Consider the following 21,287-nt stretch of genomic DNA (forward strand, 5'->3'; position numbering starts at 1 on the left):
CTTACCAGGTGCCGGTGTTCGGCATCGACGCCCAGGGTTCGGCGGGCGGCAATGCCGGGCCGTCCTGAAGCAGTTCGATCGAGATACCGTCCGGCGTCTTCACGAACGCCATGTTGCCGTCGCGTGGAGGGCGGTTGATCGTCACGCCGCCATCCTGCAGCCGCTGGCACGTCGCGTAGATGTCATCGACATAATAGGCCAGGTGCCCGAAATTCCGGCCACCCGTATAGGTTTCGGGAGCGCTGCCGTCCTCGGCGGGCCAGTTATAAGTCAACTCGACCTCGGCTTTGGCGCGCTCGCCAGGCGCATTCATGTCGGCCTCGGTCGCCAGGAAGATCAGCGTGAAGCGCCCGGCCTGGTTCTCCATTCGCCGCACTTCCTTCAACCCCAGCAGATTGAAGAACGCGATCGTAGCGTCGGGGTCGCTGACGCGGATCATGGTGTGGAGATAGCGCATGGAGGCTCCGTAATGATTGTGGGGCCGAGATAGGAGCGCCGAAGCCGGGAGCAACCCAAATCCTCCCGGCACGGGGAGGGGGACCGCCGGCGCCAGCTGGTGGCGGTGGGGGCTCTCCGCGAGCGGCTCGCCCGCGCAATCCTTCTCCACCAGCTTCGCTGGTCCGCCCCGTTCCGGGAAGGATTTAGTCCGTCGAGAACTGCGCCAACGCCTTGCGCGCCGCGGCGGCCACCGGCCCATCCTGCCCCAGCTCGGCCGCGCGGCCCCATGCCGCCCGGGCACCCGCCTCATCGCGCTCCGCTGCGGCGATGTTCCCCGCCTCCAGCTGCACCGACGCGTCGTTCCCGGCGCGCTTCAGCGCCTCGGCAATGTCGCGGTGCGCGCGTGGCAGGTCGCCTTGCCGCCGCGCCAGCGTTGCCGACAGCAGCCACGCCAGCGGATCGTCCTTGGCGTCGACCAGCGCTTTGTCGATGTCCTCGCGCGCACCCTCCAGGTCGCTTGCCGCTACCAGCGCCCGTGCCCGGTCGAGATGCGCCTCGCCCAGCGCCAGCCCGATCAGTTCGCCGCCCGCCAACGCGGCGTCGAGCGCCCGCTGCGCCTTGACCGCGTCGCCTGCCGCCAGCCAGGCATTGCCCGATTGCGCCCAATAATTCGCCGCGCGCGCGTCCTTCGCCGTCTCCGCCTCGTGCGCGGCCTCCTCGAACGCCGCCGCCGCTGCCGCCCATTTCTGCTGGTTGGCATACGCCACGCCCAGGCACTGCCGCGCCAGCATACCGCCGCCATCGACTCGCCAGCGCGACGCGTTCAGCACCCCCGCAGCAGGGTCGCTGCTCGCCAGATCCATGCACGCCGAATAGCGCGGCGGCTCGGCAGCGGCCCCACCGGCCGCCTGCGCGCTCAGAAGGAGGAGGGAGAAGAACATAGGGCAAGCACATCCTGAACGGCGTGAAGGATCAATGCGATGTCGCCTTCGCGTGAGAGCCGGTGATCGCCGTCCTTGACCAGCACCGTCTGCACCGCGTCTGAACGGATCAGCGCCGCCAGCGCGGGCGCGCGCTCCCACGGAACCTCGGCATCGCGCTGCCCTTGTAGCAGCCGCACCGGCCCGTCAAACGCGATCGGCCCGATCATCACGCGATTAGCCTCGCCCGACGCCCAGAAGCCGCGCGTCGTCACCGTCGCCGCATCCGAATACAGCGAAGGCTCCTCCAACCGCCCGTCCTGGAGCATCCGCATCTTCTGCGCCTCGGTGAACCCCCAGTCGGTGAAGTCGGGCGCCGCCGCGATGCCGACCATGCCCTGCACCTGCTCGGCGCGCGCTTTGGCGACCAGCAGCATCACCCAGCCGCCCATCGACGATCCGACCAGCACCACCGGTCCTTGAACTACGCCGTCGATCACCCGCAGCGCATCGTCGCGCCAGTCGGCCAGGGTCTGGTCTTCGAACGCGCCTTCGCTTTCGCCGCACCCGGCGTAATCGAAGCGCAGGAACGCCCGCCCCTGGCCTCGCGCCCAGGTCTCCAGCGCCAGCGCCTTGGTCCCGTTCATGTCGGACGCATAGCCGCACAGAAACACGATCGTCGGCCCGGTGCCGGGGCTATGGTGATAAGCGAGCCCCGGGCGTCCGGGCGTTTGCAGCATGTCGGTCATGGCGACGGGTGTACGCCCCTGCTCCTCCCCCGCAAGGGGGAGGAAGCCTAAGGGGAGCGTATTGCTTACCTCCCCCTCCGACGCCTTCGGCGCCACCTCCCCCTGGCGGGAGGAGGATTTATTTACCGTACCGCCTCGAACGTATTGCACTGCGCTGGATCGCCCGTCTCCAACCCGCGCTTCAGCCACTGCATCCGCTGCGCCGACGTGCCATGGGTGAAGCTGTCCGGCACCACCTGGCCCTGCCCCTGCTTTTGCAGCGTGTCGTCGCCGATCGCGTTCGCCGCGGTCATGCCTTCCTCGATATCGCCCGGCTCCAGCCGGCTGCGGTTACGCGCCGCCCAAACGCCCGCGAAGCAATCCGCCTGCAATTCGAGCTGCACCGACAGCCGGTTACCCTCGCTCTTCGACGCGCGCGCCTGCGCCTGCGATACTTCGCCCGACGTGCCGAGCAGATCCTGGATATGGTGGCCCATCTCGTGCGCGATCACATAGATGCGCGCAAAGTCGCCCTTGGCGCCGAAGCGGCTTTCCAGCTCATCGAAGAACGCGGTGTCGAGATACACGCCATCGTCGCTCGGGCAATAGAACGGTCCCACGGCCGAGGTCGCCGCGCCGCAGCCGGTCTGCGCGCCGCCGGTGAAGAAGTTGATCGTCGCCGGGCGATAGGTCTGGCCCGAAGACTGGAAGATCTGCGCCCAGGTCTGGTCGGCGCTGGTCATCACCCGGCACGCCTCGAGCCGCTCGGGCGAGGCCTGGCACACCGACGCGCCCTGCTGCCCGGACGTCGGCGAACGGCCCTGCGTGCCGCCGCCGCCACCGCCCAGCAGCCCGCCGCCGCCGCTCATCGCAAGGTAGAGCAACCCGATCACCAGCACGATACCGATGCCGCCGCAGCCCATGCCGCGCCCAAGCAGCAGCGGCAGGAAACCGAGCAGCCCGAAGCCGCCACCACCGCCGCCGCCCGATCCCAGGTCGCGCGCGTTACCGGTAGGATCCAGATCGTCGAGCCGCATCGGCATTCCCTCTCGTTGGCTGACCGCAACAATGCCCCAGCCAGCGAAGCGTTGCACGGAGCGCAAGGATCGGCCTAGACCCTGTCCCAAACAGCAAGAGCGGGTTCGTATGTTTCTCCAAGGCAAGTCCGCCATCGTCACTGGCTCCACCTCGGGCATCGGGCTTGCCTATGCCAAGGCGCTGGCGACCGAAGGCGCCAATGTCCTGATCAACGGCTTCGGCGATGCCGACGCGATCGAACAGGCACGCGCCGAGCTTGAGACGGCCAGCGGCGCACGCGCGCTCTATGATCCCGCCGACATGACGCGCCCCGATCAGATCGCGGCGATGGTCGCGCATGCGGAGGCCGAGTTCGGCGGCGTCGAGATCGCCATTTCCAATGCGGGCATCCAGCACGTAGCCCCGGTCGAGGAATTCCCAGTCGAAAAATGGGATGCGATCATCGCGATCAACCTGTCTTCGACCTTCCACCTGATGCGCGCCGTAGTCCCTGGCATGAAGCGCCGCGGCTGGGGGCGCATCCTCACCACCGCCTCGGCTCACAGCCTCGTCGCCAGTCCCAACAAGTCGGCCTATGTCGCCGCCAAGCACGGCATCGCCGGCCTCACCAAAACGCTCGCCCTCGAAGTCGCGCAGCATGGCATCACCGTGAACTGCATTTCGCCCGGCTATGTCTGGACGCCGCTGGTCGAGAACCAGATCCCCGACACGATGCAGGCGCGCGGCCTTACTCGCGAGCAGGTGATGAACGACGTCCTGCTCGCCGCGCAGCCCACCAAGCAGTTCGTCACGCCGGAACAAGTCGCCGCGCTCGCGCTATTCCTGTGCAGGGACGAAGCCGCGGCGGTCACCGGCGCCAATTACTCGATGGACGGCGGCTGGACCGCGGCATGAAGGGACGCGCAATGCCTCGGGCGATCAAATGGATGGTGCCGGCAGCAGCTTTGGGCCTCGGCCTGACCGGGTGCAGCGTCTATCGCGAGGCGACCTCGCCTCGCCTTCCGACCGGCGTCGCCTGGCAAACACTCGCCACCCCCGCCGACCGCGAACGCCTGCGCCACTGGCGTCGCGCCTGGGAGCAGGCGCTGCCCAAAGCGCGTGCCGCGGACCGCAAGGCGATCGCGGCCGAGCCGCTGCTGTTCGATCCCGATCGCGCCCTTCCCGGCGCGCTCCCGCCCCAGGGCAAGTATCGCTGCCGCACCTTCAAGCTCGGCGGCCAGGGCACCGCGATGCGCGATTTCACTGCCTATCCCTGGTTCGAATGCCGCGTCGGCGACGAAGGCGAAGTGAAAAGCCTGCACAAGGCTACCGGTTCGCAGCGCCCCACCGGCCTGCTCTTCACCGATGGCGATACACGCGCCGTGTTCCTTGGCACCCTGGTGCTGGGCGACGAGACCTCGCCGCTACGCTACGGCGTCGACGCGAATCGCGACATCATCGGCTATGTGGAGCGGATCGGCGACCGCCGCTGGCGCCTGGTTCTACCGTACCCCCGCTTCGAGTCGCTGCTCGACGTAGTGGAGTTGGTTCCAGCCGGGTGAGGCATTCCGCGTTCGATTGCGCTTCACCGGCTTCGGTCGCGCGCCAGCGGGCAGTTTCCAAGCGACCGACAGGTCACTCACCGCGTCGTGAGCGGACGGCCACGCCAACAATCGAAATCGACGCGCATAATTCCTGCGCTAGGAACTGCCTCTATTCGGCAAGTTGTTCGCCGACGCACTGGAATAGTTCTCCGTCTACGGATTGCGTATATCGGCTGCTCCAGGGGATCCGAAGAACGCCCTTCTATTTGGCGCTGAATCCCCTATATGGGTGTGGCTGACGTCGCGTGCGACGGATATTGGGCCGCCTTGGCTCCTCCCTTTGTCCTTTTCTAGCCACACCGAAGCCGAGTGCGCCGCTGTTGGCGCGCTCATCCTGCGGGACAAAGGATACCCATATGATCACCGGAACCGTGAAATTCTTCGACGCCACCAAGGGCTATGGCTTCATCGCGCCGGAAACCGGCGGCGGCGACGCCTTTGTGCACATCTCGGCTGTCGAGCGTGCAGGCATGCAGTCGCTCGATAAGGATCAGCGCGTCTCGTACGAACTGGAAACCGATCGCCGCGGCAAGACCTCGGCAGTCAATCTCCAGGCTGCTTGAATGTGCCGGACAGGGGGCCGACTGCCCTCTGTCCCGCTTCCCAGACGTAGACTTGCGAGCACCCCCGTGCTCGCGTGAACGGAGATCCCATGTCCAGAGCGATCAACATCAACGCCCCGCAAGATCACGTCATCGCTGCCTGCGCCAAACGCAAGGTTGCGATCAGCGCCATTGAGACGCTGCCCTCGGGTGGAACCCGGGTGGTCATGAACAACGCCGCAGACACTGCGATCATGGCCGCCGCCTATCGCACCAAGATAATCTCCGGCCAGGTCACGCGCACGCCCACGCGCATGGGGCAGTTGTAACGCCCCGTCCTTCCGACACCATCTTTGACAAGGAACGCGCATGGCCAAGAGTCAAAAGAAGTCGAACAAGGAAGTGCGTAAGCCCAAGGCTGAAAAGCCACCGAAGCTGAACGCCTCCAATCCTTCGACCAAAGGCAAGCCGACCGAAACCGCCGGCTCGAAGAACTGAGCGAGGTTCTTTGAAGTAGAATGCCCGCCGCTGGCGCCGACAGAGGTTGGAGCGATCCAGCGGCGGCAGTTCCAGCGGCGCCTGAACGCGCGCTTGTTTGACCGCGCTGCGGAAGCCCATTTGACACTCCGCGTGGCACCCGCAACACTCCTCCGCAACAAATTCGGGGGACCCATCATGCTTCGCGCGCTTCTTCTCGCGGCCACTGCCACGCTCGCCCTGCCGGCCGCCGCCGACCCGGTCCACGACGCGACGCAAAAGGCGCTCCCGGAGCTGATGACCTTCTACCGCGACTTCCACGCCAATCCCGAACTCAGCCTCCACGAAGTAAAGTCCGCCGCCAAGCTCGCTGCCGAGGCGCGCAAAGCTGGGTTCGAGGTCACCGGAAAGGTCGGCGGCACCGGCGTCGTCGCGGTGCTCAGGAACGGACCCGGCCCCGTCCTCATGATTCGCGCCGACATGGACGGGCTGCCTGTGATCGAGGATACCGGCCTTCCCTTCGCCTCCAAGGTCCACGCCACCACTGAAGAGGGCCAGGAAACCGGCGTGATGCACGCCTGCGGCCATGACACGCACATGGCGAGTTGGATCGGCACGCTGCGCAACCTGGCGGCGATGAAGAGCCAGTGGAAGGGCACGCTGGTGATGATCGCCCAGCCTGCCGAGGAACGCGGCATGGGCGCGCGGATGATGCTGGAGGATGGGCTCTACACGCGCTTCCCCAAGCCCCAATTCGCCATCGCCTTCCACGACAGCGCCAGCCAGCTCGCCGGCCAGATCGGCGTCACTCCCGGCTATGCGCTCGCCGCTGTGGACTCGGTCGACATCCTGGTGAAGGGCGTCGGCGGCCACGGCGCCTATCCGCAGACCACCAAGGACCCGGTCGTCCTAGCCGCGCGCATTGTCGGCGCACTTCAAACGCTGGTGTCGCGCGAAGTCGACCCGCAGCAGTCCGCCGTCGTCACCGTCGGCTCGATCCATGGCGGGTCGAAGCACAACATCATCGGCAGCGAAGTGGCGATGCAGCTCACCGTGCGCTCGTTCACGCCCGAAGTCCGAAAGCTGCTGCTCGACGGCATCGCCCGCATCGCCAAGGGGGAGGCGATCGCCGCGGGCATGCCCGAAGACCGCATGCCGGTGGTGAAGGTGAAGGACGAATCCACGCCGTCGACCTTCAACACCCAGCCGCTCTCGGGCCGCCTTACCCAGCTTTTCACCAGCCGCTTCGGCAAGGATCGCGTCGCCGCCACCCCCGCGGTGATGGGGGGCGAGGATTTCAGCCGCTTCTGGCTCGCCGATCAAACGATCCAAAGCACGATCTTCTGGGTCGGCGGCGTGCCCCAGGCCAAATGGGACGCGGCCAAGGCGGGCAAGGCGCCGCTCCCCTCGCTCCACAGCGCTTATTGGGCGCCCGATGCCCAGGCCGTGGTCGGCACCGCAACCGAAGCGATGACCGCCGCCGCGCTCGACATCCTCAAGCGCTGAACCGCACCAAAGCGTCATTTCACGGCAACAAAGCGTAACGGTTGGCACAAACCCGGTTAACTCACGTTGGAACGCCAATATGATTTTTCGCCGGAGTGGAAGTATTGGCCCAGGACCGGATCGTCGCCGTTGGTCTGCTGACCAACCGTGACCTGGAACGATTGGGAAGCGGCTTCAGGCGCTGCTTTCCGGTCTCCGATGACCAGAAGTTTGAGGATTTGCTGCGGGCAATTGATGAAGCCGATGCCACGACAGGCTTGCGCCGTGGCCGGCCCGAAGAGGGTGAAATGCCTGCAGCCTAATGTAGAGCAAGCGGTATCCGCTTGATCTTCACCAGTTTTCTGGCAGCTTCGTTCGTCCAGGGCAGGGGGACATCCCATGGACGAACTTCATTATTACCAAGTCCGCGCCGATCGTGAGCGCGAACTGGCCATGCGCCAGCCCAATTCGGCTGCGCGCCAGGCGCATCTCGACATGGCCGCGCATTACGAACAGCGCATCGCCGCGTCGAACGTCCCGGCGCAGACGCCTTTACCCCGCTAGCCTCCCGATCTGCGCCAGGAATGCGTCGCGGGTTACCGGGCCACCGGCAAGTCCCGTCGGAATGGCGGCACCGGTTCCTGCGGCGGCGAACAGCACGCGCCGCCCCGCTTTCTCCGCCCAGCCGACGAACCAGCCAAGTGCCGGCCGCGCAGCGCCGGGAACGCTCGCCTCCAATGAACCGCTACCGGTCTTGCCTCGCACGCGCCAGCTATCGGCTCCGACAAACATCGGCACGATCGCTTCGGTCAGCGCGTGTGCCCGCGGCGACACCAACTGATGCGCCAGCATGCGGCGCAGGAACGCCACCTGTTCGTCGGGCGAGATCGCCAGCGACGAGGTCAGCCACGATTGCGTCAGCCCGTCATGCTTGCCGGGATTGCCGCGCACGTCGCGATTGCCATAGCCGAAGCGGTCGACATAGGCCTTGAACTTGGCCTCGCCCAATCGGCGGGTAAGCTGCTGTGAGAACCACACCACCGAATTGGCTTCCCATTGCGTGGGATCGGTGCGCTGCTTGTCGACCGCGCGGCTCGCCTGATGGCGCTTGGGATCATAGTCCCAGGCGGGATGATGCGCGTCGTGGAGCACGCCGGCGTCAAAGCCCATCAGCGCCAAGGGAACCTTGAAGCTTGAACAAGGCGACAGGCGCGCCGCACAGGGCCCGGCACGGTGCAGCACGCGGCCCGACGCCCAATCCTGCACCACCACTGCGCGCACCGCGTCCGGAGCCGCCGATGCCGATGCCGATGCCGATGCCGATGCCGATCGGGGCAGCGCCAACGCGGCGCCGATGCCAAGCAAGGTGCCGGCGAATTGTCGTCTGTCCATAAGCTGTTCTCCGAACCAGGATCACACCTTCATCGCCTCTACGTCGCCGGGAGGATCGAGGTGCCACCAGCGCTCCGCCGGCTCCCTTTTCTCTCCCCCGCCGCACCCCAGCACAAAGGATCAAAGCTGGCGTGAGCCATTAGCTTTTCTTATGCTTAAGCCATGGTACGCCACCATTTGCCGCTGAATGCGTTGCGCGCCTTCGAAGCATCGGCGCGTCACTTGTCCTTCACGCGCGCCGCGATCGAACTATGCGTCACCCAGGCCGCGGTCAGCCATCAGGTGAAGGGGTTGGAAACCCGCCTCGGCGTGCGGCTGTTCACCCGCCTGCCCCGGGGCCTTGCGCTCACCGACGAGGGCGTGGCCCTTCTCCCAGCGCTCGGCGACAGCTTCGATCGCATCGCGCAGCTGGTCGAAAACATCGCGAGCGGCGCCGCTACCCAACTCCTGTCGGTGGCCATGGTCGGCACCTTTGCCACCGGCTGGCTGCTCCCGCGCCTGGGTGAATTCCACGCGGCACATCCGCGCATCGACGTGCGGTTGTTCACCAACAACAATCGTGTCGATCTCGCGGGCGAGGGCCTGGACCTTGCGGTCCGCTTCGGGGACGGCGCCTGGCACGCGACCGAAAGCGTGCCGCTGATGGAAGCGCCCCTTACCCCGCTCTGCACGCCGGCTCTGGCCGATCGCTTGCGCACGCCCACCGATCTGCACGCGCTGCCGCTGCTCCGCTCCTACCGCGCCGACGAATGGCCGCGCTGGTTCGCAGGCGCGGGCGTGTCCGCGCCGCCGCTCAAGGGGGCGGTATTCGACAGTTCGCTCACCATGGCCGAAGCGGCGGCGCAGGGCCTGGGCGTTGCCCTCGCCCCGCCCGCCATGCTTTTCCGCCACCTGGAGGAAGGCCGGCTCACACAGCCCTTCCCGCACCAGCTCACCACTGGCCGCTACTGGCTGACCTGGCTCAAGTCCCGCAGCCCCACACCGGCCATGGCCGCGTTCCGCGACTGGATCATCGCCGCAGCGACGCCCTGAGCGCTACGGGCAAGCCCGTGATCATAAAGACGGGGTGCCCGGCCATAGCTAGCGAAGGCACCGCCGAAGGATGCCCGTGCAACGCTATGGCCGTGACTCGGTAAGCGGCAACAGGATCAGCGTGATCCGATCGTGACCGACGGCGATATCCAGCGTCTCACCAGCCACCACCTCGATCGGTTCGGGAAAGCTGTGCAGCACCTGGAGCCAGCCGCCATCGGTGTAGCGGTCGGGGTGATTGTCGAACGAGACGCCTTGCCACAGGTCGATGTGCATCCACTGGACGATGCCGATGGCGCGCCCGCTTGCCGTCACCGGTATGCACAACCGGGCAAGCGTTGCGTCATGCTTCTTCTGCGTCAGATCCAGGCGAACCAGTTCGAGATCCTCTGAGAGGCGGTCCCAGGCGGTCATCGTTCCGTGGATCGGCAGGCGTTGCGGGGCAAAGGCAGTGAAGGCCGAAAGATCGAATCCCGAAACGTCGCCGACAAAGGCATAGTCCGCCAGGTTTTGGCTTGCCACCAGGCAGCCGATCGCGCTTGCCGCACGCGGTATGACGACGGCGTCGGGCGCAAGCAGGCGGCGATGCGCGTCCTCGAACGTATCGAGCACTTTTTCGGTCAGCAGATCGCTCGACAGGATTTCCGAGACCAGAATGTCGGCGGGCGCATCGAGTTCTGCGCCGACCGCCAGTTCGGTCGAAGACTTGGCATGCACCTTGATGCGGTCGCCATAGCCGTTTTGGACGACGATCTGTTGCGCCATCTCGGCGATCATCGGCTCCATTTCGCACGCCACCACCTTTTGTGCCCCGGCACGCGCGGCCATCAGCGACAACAGGCCGCTGCCCGCACCGATATCGAGCACGCGCGCCTCGGGCCCGGCGGCGCCGATAGCGGCCTTTATGGCGGCCTCGAACGCATCGTTGCGCGGCGCGTCGTTCATCATCGGGATGTGCCAGAAGGGCACCGATCCGGAGCCGAGCCGCCGAACCTGATGGCGCAGGTGGAGATTGTCGGGTTGAAGCGCGAGCGCGCGGCGGAAATAGCGGATCGCCTCCAGGTTTCGGCCGGCATCTGCCAGCACAACGGCCAGATTGCCGATCGCGATCGGATTGTCGGGGTCGATCGCGCAGGCGCGCTCAAGGGTGGCGATCGCCTCTGCGGTGCGGCCCAGCCAATGCAGCGTCAGCCCCTGCTCATGCAGCGCCACCTTGTGATCCGGTTCGATCGCGAGAAGCTGGTCCCAAGCCGCGAGCGCATCTTCGGGGCGCGAAAGCCGCCCCAGCAGGCCGGCCAGCAACGGCAGCACCTCCGCCGCGCGATATCCCTGCGCCAGCACGCTGCGATAGCCCAATTCCGCACCTTCTAGATCCCCCTGCTCGTGCAGAGCCATCGCTTCGGCGAGCGCCGCGCGTGTCTCGGTCAGGCGGTCGGGAGAACCCAGGTCGTTCACGTGATTGTCCTTACGCTATGGCATATCGAGGCGCGTCGTCCTCGATATGCCAATCGCCGCGGCCAGCGATAGCCTCCGCGTAGCTTGTTCGCTGGCCCAACATCGTGCCGGCAAGCATATGCGTCGGCGTGGCGCTACGATCGCTATGCCCATCCCGCCGTGCAGTGCCTGTTGCGCCCCTTGAATCAGCGGTCGCATCGCTTCCAATCCGAAGCGCACGTTCATGGCCGTCTCTTCCCTAACCCGCGGCGACGGTCGGCGCCGCATCCTCGCGCTTCTCCGGCCGGATATAGATGGACGATAATTGTGGCAGCGTGGCGCGCAACCGCCGCTCGATCGTCTCGATCAGTGTCTCGGCCTCACCCATTGCCAGCGTGTCTTCGAAGTCGGCGCTGATCGCCACGAACACGCTGTCGGGCGCGGTGTGGATGGTCCGGACGTGGTTCACCGCCGTGATCTGCGGCTCGGCTTCCAGCATCGCCCGGATCTGCTGCACCAGTTCCGGATTGGCACGCTCGCCGATCAGCAGCCCCTTCGCCTCGCGCGCCAGCAGCGCCGCCACGCAGGCGAGGATCAGGCCGATCGCGATCGACGCAGCGCCGTCGATACGCGGATCGCTCCAGGCGTGGCTCGCCCATATACCGGCCCCCGCCACCGCAAGGCCGAGCAGCGCCGCGCTATCCTCGAACAACACGATGAAGGTCGCGGGGTCCTTCGATATGCGCACCGCCTGCCACCAGCCATGCTCGCCCTTGGCTTGGCGGAACTCACGCACGGCGATTGCCCAGGACGTGCCTTCCAGCAGCACCGCCACCCCCAGCACGGCATAGTTGATCAGCGGGTCTTGCAGCGGCTCGGGATCCTGGATGTGCTTCCAGCCTTCATAGATCGATACGCCCGCGCCCAATCCGAAGATCAGGATCGCGACGACGAACGCCCAGAAATAGAGTTCGCGGCCATAGCCGAACGGATGCACGGCGTCGGGGGCTCGCGTCGCGCGGTGCTTGCCATAGAGCAACAGCAGCTGGTTGCCGCTGTCGACCAGGCTGTGCACGCCTTCGGTCAGCATGGAGGAAGAGCCGGTGAACGCCGCCGCCACGAACTTGGCGACGGCGATCCCGACATTGGCGGCAAAGGCCGCGTACAGAACGATGTTGGCGCGCCAGCGCGACGCTGTCGGCGCGCCCACTGGCTTAGCCGAGGCCGATCTTAGACAGCACCTTGCCCACCACGCCCGGCTCGTTCTTGGCGGTCAGCTTCTTCTCGGCCTTGGGGTCATAGCCCGAGCTTTCGGGCGGTTCCTGGTTGTGGATCGGCTGGGTCGAGGCGGGGGGATCCGACGCGTCCATCGACTCGTCGAGCGCGCGGTCCAGCCGGGCGTCCTTGCTCTGGGGGTTGCGCTCCAGCCGTTCGGTGATCGACTTGTCGGTGCCGGCATCCGCCGAGCCGACAGGGCCCTTGCGGCTGGTGTCGCTCTCCGGGCCCGGCGCTACCGACATCTTGTCCATCGCGGACTCAAGGGGGGCCGGTTCGTTCGGGTTCGAATTCATTGTCACTCTCCTGAGCGTTGCCACCCTGTAACGATCCGTCCGGCTCCCGCGTTCCCGGGGCGGACATGCCCCGGACGCAAAAGAAACGGCCCGGCAGGTTTCCCCGCCGGGCCGCAGCTTTTCGATCCTGTCGCGCGCGGCTTAGTCGCGCGAGCTGCCGAACAGGCGCAGCAGGAACAGGAACATGTTGATGAAGTCGAGATAGAGCGTCAGCGCGCCCATGATCACGGCCTTGCCCTGCATGTCGGTGCCGCCGACATAGGCGTACATGCTCTTGATCTTCTGCGTGTCGTACGCGGTCAGGCCTGCAAAGATCAGCACGCCGATCGCGCTGATGATCAGGCTCATCGTGCCCGATTGCAGGAACAGGTTGACGATCGACGCCACGATCAGGCCGATCAGGCCCATGATCAGGAAGGTGCCGAACGCCGACAGATCCTTCTTGGTGGTGTAGCCATAGAAGCTCAGGCCCGCGAAGCCCGCCGCGGTGGCGAAGAACACCTGCGCGATCGACATGTCGGTATAGGCTACGAAGATCGTCGAGATCGACGCACCCATCAGCCCGGCATAAGCGAAGAACAGCGCCTTCATCGTGCCTTCGGACATGCGGTTCTGGCCAAAGCTCATCGCGAACACGATCGCCAGCGGCGACAGCATCACGACCCAGCCGAGCAGCGTCGGCGCCATGCTCGCGCCGCGTTCGGAGATCTGCACTTGGAACAGCAGCCGCTGCAGCGCCTCGACCTTGCCGAACGCAAGCGCGACGATGCCCGTCAGCAGCACGCCCGAAAGCATGTAGTTGTACACAGACAGCATGTAGGACCGCAGCCCCGCGTCGCGCGCTTCGGTGCGTGCACCTGCGGTCGCAAACGGCGCGGCGCCGGTCCGGGGATCCGACCAATTAGCCATTCTAAACTCCTTTGCACCGGCGTTTGCCGGTTGCCGGTGAATATCGGACGGGAAACGGCCCATTTCAAGCGAAACCGCTTGGGAGCCGACGGCTGGCTTTGTGAGTTAATGTTGCTGCCATGCATCGCTTATTCGTCGCTCTGCGGCCGCCCCCGGCCATTCGCGCGCTGCTGCTCGATCTGATGGGCGGCGTGCCCGGCGCCCGCTGGCAGAGCGACGAGCAGCTCCATGTCACCCTGCGCTTCATCGGCGCGGTCGAGCGTCCGGTGGCCGAGGACATCGCCACCGCCCTGGCCAGCCTCCACGCCGCCCTGCTCGAAGTGTCGCTATCGGGCGTCGGCCAGTTCGACACGCGCGGCCGCGCCCATACGCTCTGGGCCGGGCTCACCCCGCATGGCGCGCTCGCCGATCTTCACCGCAAGGTCGATCAGGCGCTGGTCCGCTGCGGCGTCCCGCCCGAGCGCCGCGCCTATCGCCCGCACATCACGCTCGCCCGCATGAAGCCCGGCGCCGCCCTCACCGACGATTTCCTGCGCACCCACGCCGCGCTGTCGAGCGCCCCCTTCGCGCTCGACCACCTCATCCTGTTCGAAAGCCATCTCGGCCGCGACGCCGCCAGCTATGAGGCGGTGGAGCGCTACCCCCTGCGCGGCTGAGCCCGCCTCACACGCTCTGGAACACGCCACAGGCGATGCGCCCGCCCGAATTGCCCGACGGATCGGTCTTGTAGTCGTCGGCGCCGGCATGGATCACCAGCGCCGCGCCATCCTCGTCCATCAGCTGCGCGAAGGTGCCGGCGGGCAGCGTGAAGATCGTGCGGTCCGCGCCGTCCGCGCCTACGCTCAGATTAGGCATGTCGCCGGCATGCGGCCCCTGGGGGTTCTCCTTGCCATGCTGGTGCGTGGTGGGGTTCCAGTGCGGCCCGGCGCTGGTGAAGTCCGGCCCCTCGCACTTGCCGGTGGTATGCACATGGGTGCCGTGCGGCCCGGCCGGCAGCCCGCGCGCTTCCACCATCACGCGGATCGCGCCGTCGACTTCCTCGGCCAGCGCGGTGCCCACCTGCTCGCCCGCGGCGTTGCGCAGGTCGGCCTGCGCGCGGAAATGCCCGGCCATGTAGCGTGCATTCTGCTCGGTCGTCGCACAGCCGCCCATGCCTGCCGCACTCGCGGCCAGCGCCACCATCAGCCCAATGCGCACCATAACCAACTCCCCAACGTGATTGCCGCACGGTAATGGACCGCCCCGCGCCGCGTTCCAAGCCCCCTTGGGCGCCCGGGCCTGCAGCGCACCGCACGCTCAATGCGTCGTGCCGCCTCCGCCCCCGCGCAGCGCCGGATCATCGATCCGCCCGGCCCCGTCGCATGTCGGGCAGGGATGATGGTTCGGGCACGGGATCGTTCCCGCGTCCAGCCGCTCCGCCATTTCCATCAGCTTCTTCTCCAGCCGCTCGCCCGCGCCCCGATCGGCCTCCACGGTCCAGAACTGCCCGCCCGCCGCTTCCGCCGCGCGGTGCGCCGCCGAGATCTTCTCTTCCTGGGTCATGCCGCCAAAGCCGCTTTGCAGGTCGCCGCGCTGCACCAGCAGCCGCAGCAGCGAGTCCGAATAGCGCCGCTTGCGCGACACGACTTCGCCACCCTTCTCGACGACCCCGTCCCAGCCCTCGACCGCCCGGGTGTACGCCGCCTCTTCCAGCACCGCCCACCCCTTCTTCTGCGCCTTGGCCCAGGCCGCGGCGAACTCCGCCGACTTGGCCCGCAGCCGATAGGCCGAAGTGGTCGAAACCTGCACCTTCTTGCACGCGTCCGACACGCAGCCCATCTCGGTCAGCGCCCGCAGAAACGCCCGCTGCCGCAGCGGCGTCCACCCATCGCTGCGCACCCGATGCTCGCGCGCCACGCCCTGCGTCTTCTTCTCCTGTCCCACCGACTCGCTCCCACTGCCAAAAGGAGCCATCCAGCTATGCCCCCAAATCCTACAACGCAAGAACAGAAAGAGAACGCCTCAAACCCCTCTCCCCCGGGGAGAGGGAGGGCCCATTCGCAAAGCGACGGGAGGGAGAGGGGCACGAAGCCCCGCCGCGAACCGATAGGAAGCAGAAGGCCCACAAACCCACCGATCACCCGCCAGGAACGGGCCCCGGGGCCGAGCGCCGCCAAGCCTTGAACTCCGGCCACCCCCGCAACCGCAACCCCAGCGCTCGCCTCGTCAGCAGGAACGTTACGCAGTCAAGCAGGCTCCCGGAAGACCTTCAATCCTCCTCCGGAGGGAGTGACAGGTCGGATCGTCCTCCGGACGATCCTTGGACATGCGGGGCATGCTCATCCTGTCACTGAGGACCGGTGACGCCGGTGGAGGGGTAGTCGCCACAAGCGAAATCGATGATGTGCGCATCATGCCCTCCAGATCGGAAAGCACTTCGGAAGCCGGTATCCGAAGCACATGGACCCGATGCGCTCGAAGCCAAGCATCCCGTTCGGGCCGATCGCCGCACGCATGCGCCGCGCCATCCACCTCGATCGTCAATCGGCGCCTCGGGCAGAAGAAATCCAGGATGTAAGGCCGCGCCGGGTGCTGGTGCCGGAAGCGCATGCCCCCAGGCCGATTGCGTAGCGCCTGCCACAACAGCACCTCCGGCGGGCTGATCGCACGGCGAAGCGCCGCGGCACTGGCATTCTACAAATCAATACAACGGCACACCTTTATCACTCAGAACAGTTCTGCTTTAGCTTCCTCACAAGATTGTGGACCCTGGTAGATGGAGATACAGAACCGCCGCGCTCTAGCCGCCTCGCATTTGCTATTGCATTGTCGGTAAGATCATACAAAATATGAAAAGGCATAGTTTTATATGGATCGCCATATTGAGCATGATATTCTTTGACCATATCTATAGCCTCTCTCTCGCTGCCGACATGGCGGTCCGAAAATCTGAAATGCAAAGCTATCCAGATCTCGAAACATCTATTAGATGTACATAGCTTTATCTCGTTAGAATTTGCCAAATTACGTGCTTGAGCAAGCACCTCATCATCGGTGTCGTCTACGTCACACACACACCAGAACTCAGCAAAGTTCCTGTACTTCTTTTTCTTCTTGATCGCATTTTCTACAGCATCAAGAACGTTTCCGCCGCTACGAACATAGGTGTGCTCTAGGTTAAGGCGGCTAGGAGGAATCAGTAGTTTCCAGCCACGGAAATACTCGTCTTCAGTCAACTCTCCATCGTAAGCTATTACAATAGTATAATCCCGCGCCGTCCGTCCTCCAGCGGTCCTCTTGGGGTTCACTCCTACGCTCTTAGCCATCGAGCGTTTCCGAGGTAATCGTAAGATTATCGTCGTTAATCGCTCTCAGCCAAGATGGATCAATACCCGCAACAGGGACAGCGCCGTATCGGCCTCCAAGATAGCCTACTTCAAAGTTCTCGTCTTTCCGCGGAGAAAACTCTAGAAGAGAAAATAACGTCGACTCACCACTATTGGATCTTTCGCAGAACCAAACTTGATCTCTTCGTAGGTGATGAAGATTTAGAAGCCTAGTTTCATGTGTTGTGAATATTAACTGAGCACCTTTTGGATTAGAAGACCTGTTTTGAAACAATGCAAGCAGTTGACTAGCGACATGGGGATGCATACTGGTCTCTAGCTCATCAACTACATAAATTCTTCCAAACTTGAGGGCCGTAATTAAACCCGCAGAAATCGTGTAAAGCCTCTTTATACCACGTGACTGCTTTTCAAATGGCATCTCCACGTCACCATTACTGCCCGAAATTACAAATTTAACCTTGTGTTTTTGAACGTTCTCTCTGGAAAATTGATCCGAGTCCTCACCGGACTGATCGCCCTCGCGTTGAACAACGATATCCTTGATGCATGGATCAGCCGCACGAAGAAGCGGAACTAACAAATCTTTGAAATTAGGACAATTGTATGCAAGCGCAGACGTAAACGTCTCATCCAGTGATGAGACGTTGAGCTTTATACTAGTAATGAGCTTAGTACTAAACCACCGCTGAATCGCGATACACTCCGGCTGATTGTCCTGAGCGGCTGATGACAAAAATAAGCTGTTCTCTCTAGTTCTCCGTAGAGATGATTCATGGTCACGCTTTTCTCCTGAGACTTTAGGACCAGTCTCTAAAGTAGTTTCCACCACCTCATCATCTCTTTGAGACTTGCGAACAAACAACATTTGCTCTCTACCTAAAGGGTAGCTGTAGAGCCACTCTTCTTCAAAGAAGAATGAACTCGCTCTAAATCCGTATCTGTACTTAACGCCATCCAAATATATCAGGACTTCGAAGAACCCATATTCTTTTTCAGAGGACGTATTCTTGTCGATACGAGTTCCCGCTCCAGATTTCCACTTCGCCTGAGAGTCAGCTACTGCTCGCTGCATGTACGCTAAACCCAGGATGAAGTTCGTCTTACCGGACGCGTTCGCACCGTAGATTGCGGTTGCTGGAAGCACCTTGTCTTTAGCTGGGAGGCCGCGCTCACTGCCAATCAGAGCACCAGGCAGTGTCTTATCAGCCTTACGCGCTAGTAGGCTCAGCACGGCGGGCTCCCTGAACGATTTATAATTTTCTACCGCGAACGAAACGAGCCTGCGAGAGCGCTTAAACTGCGTTGGTGCAACGACCCTGCACAAGGGCGGACTATTGAGCCACACACCACGCCTAATTTATGAAGAGATGAAGACATCTCTCTCGATCGATACCCTCCCCTTCCCCCGCACCCCAAGCCGCGCTAAGGCCCTCCCGAATCTTCGTATTCACATGCCATCCGGCGCGCCCGCGCGGCCCCTTCTGCGGACCCCAGGCGTTCCTTGCCGGAACGATTTGGAAGGAACCCGTAGCCCCATGACCGCCATCGGCAACGACACGCTCGGCATCCGCGATACGCTGGATGTCTCTGGCAAGACCTATGCCTTCTATTCGCTGCCCAAGGCCGCGGCGAAGCTGGGTGACATTTCCCGCCTGCCCTTCTCGATGAAGGTGCTGCTGGAAAACATGCTTCGCTTCGAAGACGGCGTCACCGTCACCAAGGACGATGCCCAGGCGCTGGTCGATTGGCAGAAGGACGCGCGCTCCAACCGCGAGATCCAGTATCGCCCCGCCCGCGTGCTGATGCAGGATTTCACCGGCGTGCCCTGCGTGGTCGATCTGGCCGCGATGCGCGACGCGATCACCAAGCTTGGCGGCAACCCGGCCAAGATCAATCCGCAGGTGCCCGTCCACCTCGTCATCGATCACTCGGTGATGGTCGACGAATTCGGCACGCCCAAGGCGTTCGAAGAGAATGTGGAGCTGGAATATCAGCGCAACAACGAACGCTATGAGTTCCTGAAGTGGGGCTCCAAGGCGCTCGACAATTTCAAGGTCGTGCCCCCGGGCACCGGCATCTGCCACCAGGTGAACCTGGAATATATCTCGCAGTCGGTCTGGTCGTCGCAGGCGCCCGACGGCGCGACGATCGCCTATCCCGACACGCTGGTCGGCACTGACAGCCACACCACCATGGTCAACGGTCTCGGCGTGCTTGGCTGGGGCGTGGGCGGCATCGAGGCCGAAGCCGCGATGCTCGGCCAGCCGGTCTCGATGCTCATCCCCGAAGTCGTCGGCTTCAAGCTGACCGGCGCGCTGGGCGAAGGCATCACCGCAACCGATCTGGTGCTCACCGTCACCCAGATGCTGCGCGCCAAGGGCGTGGTCGGGCGCTTCGTCGAATTCTACGGCCCCGGCCTCCACGCGATGACGCTCGCCGATCGCGCGACCATCGCCAACATGGCGCCCGAATATGGCGCGACCTGCGGCTTCTTCCCGATCGACGAGAAGACCATGGATTACATGCGTCTCACCGGCCGTCCGGACGAGACGATCGCGCTGGTCGAGGCCTATGCCAAGGCGCAGGGCATGTGGCACGACGTGGACAGCCCCGAGCCGATCTTCACCGACACGCTTGAGCTCGACATGAGCAGCGTGCGCCCGTCGCTCGCCGGCCCCAAGCGTCCGCAGGACCGGGTCAGCCTCGACAGCGTGGACGAGGTCTTCAACGGCGACCTGACCAAGGTGTACAAGAAGGACCGCGCCGCCGAGGCCGCGGTCGAGGGTACCGATCACGGCATCCGCGACGGCGACGTGGTGATCGCCGCGATCACTTCGTGCACCAACACGTCCAACCCCTCGGTGCTGATCGCCGCGGGCCTGGTGGCGCGCAAGGCGCGTGCGCTCGGCCTCACCCGCAAGCCCTGGGTGAAGACTTCGCTCGCGCCGGGCTCGCAGGTCGTGACCGATTATCTGAACAAGGCCGGGCTGAGCGAGGATCTCGACGCGATCGGCTTCAACCTGGTCGGCTATGGCTGCACCACCTGCATCGGCAATTCCGGGCCGCTGGCCGAGCCGATTTCGGCGGCGATCAACGCCAACGACATCGTCGCGGCGTCGGTCCTGTCAGGCAACCGCAACTTCGAAGGCCGCGTGTCGCCCGACGTGCGCGCCAACTTCCTCGCCTCGCCGCCGCTGGTCGTCGCTTATGCGCTCAAGGGCACGGTGACGCAGGACATGTACGAGACGCCGATCGGTGAAGGCACGGACGGTCCGGTGTTCCTCAAGGACATCTGGCCCACCAACGAAGAGGTCCAGGGCCTCATCACTGCCAACATCGACGACGAGATGTTCCGCGCGCGCTACGGCAACGTGTATCTCGGCGACCGTCACTGGCAGGGCATCACCGTGACCGGTTCGGACACCTATTCCTGGCCGGTGAGCTCGACCTACATCCACAATCCGCCCTATTTCGAAGGGCTTACGATGACGCCTTCACCGGTGCAGGACATCGTCGACGCCAAGCCGCTGGCGATCCTGGGGGATTCGATCACCACCGATCACATCTCGCCCGCCGGATCGATCAAGGCGGATAGCCCGGCCGGAAGTTTCCTTCAGGAACATCAGGTTAGCAGGAAGGACTTCAACAGCTACGGCGCCCGCCGCGGCAATGATGAAGTGATGGTCCGCGGCACCTTCGCCAACATCCGCATCAAGAACGAAATGGTCCCCGGAATCGAAGGCGGCATGACTCGTTACGGCGATCAGGTCATGCCGATCTACGACGCCGCGATGCGCCACAAATCCGACGGCACCCCGCTCGTCGTCGTCGCCGGCAAGGAATATGGCACCGGCTCGTCGCGCGACTGGGCGGCAAAGGGCACCAACCTGCTCGGCGTCCGTGCGGTCATCACCGAAAGCTTCGAGCGCATCCACCGCTCGAACCTGGTCGGCATGGGCGTCCTCCCGCTCCAGTTCGCCGAAGGCGTGACGCGGCAGACGCTGCGGCTCGACGGGTCGGAGAGCTTCACGATCACGGGCGTGGCGACCCTGCGCCCCCGTCAGGACGTGGAAGTAACCCTCACGCGCGCCGACGGCACGACCGAGACCTTCCAGACCCGCTGCCGGATCGACACCGTCAACGAGCTGGAATATTTCCTCAACGGCGGCATCCTCCACTACGTTCTCCGCAAGCTCGCCGCGTAAGCGAGCGCGAAGCCGAACAGAAAAGGTCGCGGTGGCATCCACCGCGGCTTTTTTTCGTTTCAGCTTCAACGGCGGTCGAGGCGATTTGTGACGAAGGCGCTTTCAGGTAATACCAGCTTGCGTTGAGGTTGACTCACGAAGGAGATTCCCAAGGCGGTGAAAGTCTGAATCATTGGCGTCCTGCATCAGGAGGACGCGATGATG

Annotated in this window: 25 protein-coding genes; 11 read left to right on the forward strand and 14 right to left on the reverse strand. The window is 64.3% G+C overall.

Annotated features, from left to right (window positions below):
* Window position 1: 1 nt before the first annotated feature.
* The 4 genes from FHT02_RS15330 to ypfJ all read right to left on the reverse strand — a co-directional run bounded on the left by FHT02_RS15330 (window position 2) and on the right by ypfJ (window position 3,123).
* A complete protein-coding gene (locus FHT02_RS15330) occupies window positions 2-457 on the reverse strand; it encodes a VOC family protein (RefSeq protein ID WP_184089495.1) in 456 nt (151 codons plus the stop codon).
* A gap of 184 nt (window positions 458-641) precedes the next feature.
* Window positions 642-1,379: a tetratricopeptide repeat protein gene (locus tag FHT02_RS15335; protein ID WP_184089498.1), complete on the reverse strand. Its 738-nt coding sequence runs from the start codon at window positions 1,377-1,379 to the stop codon at window positions 642-644.
* Window positions 1,355-2,107, reverse strand: coding sequence for an alpha/beta hydrolase (locus FHT02_RS15340; RefSeq protein WP_184089501.1), 753 nt, complete (start codon window positions 2,105-2,107; stop codon window positions 1,355-1,357). The genes FHT02_RS15335 and FHT02_RS15340 overlap by 25 nt, the downstream gene beginning before the upstream one ends.
* A gap of 122 nt (window positions 2,108-2,229) precedes the next feature.
* Window positions 2,230-3,123: a KPN_02809 family neutral zinc metallopeptidase gene (ypfJ, locus tag FHT02_RS15345; RefSeq protein ID WP_184089504.1), complete on the reverse strand. Its 894-nt coding sequence runs from the start codon at window positions 3,121-3,123 to the stop codon at window positions 2,230-2,232.
* A gap of 109 nt (window positions 3,124-3,232) precedes the next feature.
* Between ypfJ and FHT02_RS15350 the strand changes: the two genes are divergently transcribed.
* From FHT02_RS15350 to FHT02_RS15380, 8 genes are all read left to right on the forward strand, one after another.
* Window positions 3,233-4,018, forward strand: coding sequence for a 3-hydroxybutyrate dehydrogenase (locus FHT02_RS15350; protein ID WP_184089507.1), 786 nt, complete (start codon window positions 3,233-3,235; stop codon window positions 4,016-4,018).
* A gap of 11 nt (window positions 4,019-4,029) precedes the next feature.
* The gene (locus FHT02_RS15355) at window positions 4,030-4,665 is read left to right on the forward strand and encodes a DUF4893 domain-containing protein (protein WP_184089510.1); all 636 of its coding nucleotides are present in this window, start codon (window positions 4,030-4,032) and stop codon (window positions 4,663-4,665) included.
* 398 nt (window positions 4,666-5,063) lie between these two features.
* Complete coding sequence (locus FHT02_RS15360; RefSeq protein WP_184089513.1) at window positions 5,064-5,270, forward strand: cold-shock protein; 207 nt, start codon at window positions 5,064-5,066, stop codon at window positions 5,268-5,270.
* 89 nt (window positions 5,271-5,359) lie between these two features.
* Entirely contained in the window at window positions 5,360-5,578 is a 219-nt protein-coding gene (locus tag FHT02_RS15365; RefSeq protein ID WP_184089516.1) for a hypothetical protein, read from the forward strand.
* 40 nt (window positions 5,579-5,618) lie between these two features.
* Complete coding sequence (locus FHT02_RS21945) at window positions 5,619-5,747, forward strand: hypothetical protein (protein WP_281393238.1); 129 nt, start codon at window positions 5,619-5,621, stop codon at window positions 5,745-5,747.
* Between the two features lie 177 nt (window positions 5,748-5,924).
* A complete protein-coding gene (locus tag FHT02_RS15370; protein WP_184089584.1) occupies window positions 5,925-7,232 on the forward strand; it encodes an amidohydrolase in 1,308 nt (435 codons plus the stop codon).
* Between the two features lie 95 nt (window positions 7,233-7,327).
* Window positions 7,328-7,534, forward strand: coding sequence for a hypothetical protein (locus tag FHT02_RS15375; protein ID WP_343056966.1), 207 nt, complete (start codon window positions 7,328-7,330; stop codon window positions 7,532-7,534).
* Window positions 7,535-7,610: 76 nt separating this feature from the next.
* Entirely contained in the window at window positions 7,611-7,775 is a 165-nt protein-coding gene (locus tag FHT02_RS15380; RefSeq protein ID WP_184089519.1) for a hypothetical protein, read from the forward strand.
* On the opposite strand, the gene blaOXA is transcribed toward FHT02_RS15380, so the two are convergent.
* The gene (gene blaOXA, locus FHT02_RS15385) at window positions 7,764-8,603 is read right to left on the reverse strand and encodes a class D beta-lactamase (protein ID WP_184089522.1); all 840 of its coding nucleotides are present in this window, start codon (window positions 8,601-8,603) and stop codon (window positions 7,764-7,766) included. The genes FHT02_RS15380 and blaOXA overlap by 12 nt on opposite strands.
* Before the next feature lie 162 nt (window positions 8,604-8,765).
* Between blaOXA and FHT02_RS15390 the strand changes: the two genes are divergently transcribed.
* Window positions 8,766-9,635 (forward strand): LysR family transcriptional regulator, encoded by an 870-nt coding sequence (locus FHT02_RS15390; protein ID WP_184089525.1) that lies wholly within the window; start codon window positions 8,766-8,768, stop codon window positions 9,633-9,635.
* Between the two features lie 84 nt (window positions 9,636-9,719).
* Here FHT02_RS15390 and FHT02_RS15395 read toward each other — a convergent pair whose 3' ends face one another.
* The 4 genes from FHT02_RS15395 to FHT02_RS15410 all read right to left on the reverse strand — a co-directional run bounded on the left by FHT02_RS15395 (window position 9,720) and on the right by FHT02_RS15410 (window position 13,549).
* Complete coding sequence (locus FHT02_RS15395) at window positions 9,720-11,090, reverse strand: 50S ribosomal protein L11 methyltransferase (RefSeq protein WP_343056967.1); 1,371 nt, start codon at window positions 11,088-11,090, stop codon at window positions 9,720-9,722.
* Between the two features lie 238 nt (window positions 11,091-11,328).
* Entirely contained in the window at window positions 11,329-12,279 is a 951-nt protein-coding gene (locus tag FHT02_RS15400; protein WP_184089528.1) for a cation diffusion facilitator family transporter, read from the reverse strand.
* A gap of 4 nt (window positions 12,280-12,283) precedes the next feature.
* The gene (locus tag FHT02_RS15405) at window positions 12,284-12,640 is read right to left on the reverse strand and encodes a hypothetical protein (RefSeq protein ID WP_184089531.1); all 357 of its coding nucleotides are present in this window, start codon (window positions 12,638-12,640) and stop codon (window positions 12,284-12,286) included.
* A 141-nt stretch (window positions 12,641-12,781) separates the two neighbouring features.
* Complete coding sequence (locus tag FHT02_RS15410; protein WP_184089534.1) at window positions 12,782-13,549, reverse strand: Bax inhibitor-1/YccA family protein; 768 nt, start codon at window positions 13,547-13,549, stop codon at window positions 12,782-12,784.
* A gap of 119 nt (window positions 13,550-13,668) precedes the next feature.
* Between FHT02_RS15410 and thpR the strand changes: the two genes are divergently transcribed.
* Window positions 13,669-14,205 carry an RNA 2',3'-cyclic phosphodiesterase gene (gene thpR, locus FHT02_RS15415; protein WP_184089537.1) on the forward strand — a complete coding sequence of 179 codons (537 nt, stop codon included), beginning with the start codon at window positions 13,669-13,671 and terminating at the stop codon, window positions 14,203-14,205.
* Between the two features lie 7 nt (window positions 14,206-14,212).
* On the opposite strand, the gene FHT02_RS15420 is transcribed toward thpR, so the two are convergent.
* From FHT02_RS15420 to FHT02_RS15440, 5 genes are all read right to left on the reverse strand, one after another.
* Window positions 14,213-14,749 carry a superoxide dismutase family protein gene (locus FHT02_RS15420; RefSeq protein ID WP_246352433.1) on the reverse strand — a complete coding sequence of 179 codons (537 nt, stop codon included), beginning with the start codon at window positions 14,747-14,749 and terminating at the stop codon, window positions 14,213-14,215.
* A 96-nt stretch (window positions 14,750-14,845) separates the two neighbouring features.
* On the reverse strand, window positions 14,846-15,472 hold the full coding sequence (locus tag FHT02_RS15425) for a hypothetical protein (RefSeq protein WP_184089540.1): 627 nt from the start codon (window positions 15,470-15,472) through the stop codon (window positions 14,846-14,848).
* Window positions 15,473-15,766: 294 nt separating this feature from the next.
* Window positions 15,767-16,177 (reverse strand): endonuclease domain-containing protein, encoded by a 411-nt coding sequence (locus FHT02_RS15430; protein ID WP_343056968.1) that lies wholly within the window; start codon window positions 16,175-16,177, stop codon window positions 15,767-15,769.
* 74 nt (window positions 16,178-16,251) lie between these two features.
* A complete protein-coding gene (locus FHT02_RS15435) occupies window positions 16,252-16,854 on the reverse strand; it encodes an RloB family protein (RefSeq protein ID WP_184089543.1) in 603 nt (200 codons plus the stop codon).
* A complete protein-coding gene (locus FHT02_RS15440) occupies window positions 16,847-18,109 on the reverse strand; it encodes an AAA family ATPase (protein ID WP_184089547.1) in 1,263 nt (420 codons plus the stop codon). The genes FHT02_RS15435 and FHT02_RS15440 overlap by 8 nt, the downstream gene beginning before the upstream one ends.
* Window positions 18,110-18,413: 304 nt before the next feature.
* Between FHT02_RS15440 and acnA the strand changes: the two genes are divergently transcribed.
* Entirely contained in the window at window positions 18,414-21,083 is a 2,670-nt protein-coding gene (acnA, locus tag FHT02_RS15445) for an aconitate hydratase AcnA (RefSeq protein ID WP_184089550.1), read from the forward strand.
* Window positions 21,084-21,287: the final 204 nt, after the last annotated feature.

Source organism: Sphingomonas xinjiangensis (assembly GCF_014199255.1).
GTDB lineage: Bacteria > Pseudomonadota > Alphaproteobacteria > Sphingomonadales > Sphingomonadaceae > Sphingomonas > Sphingomonas xinjiangensis.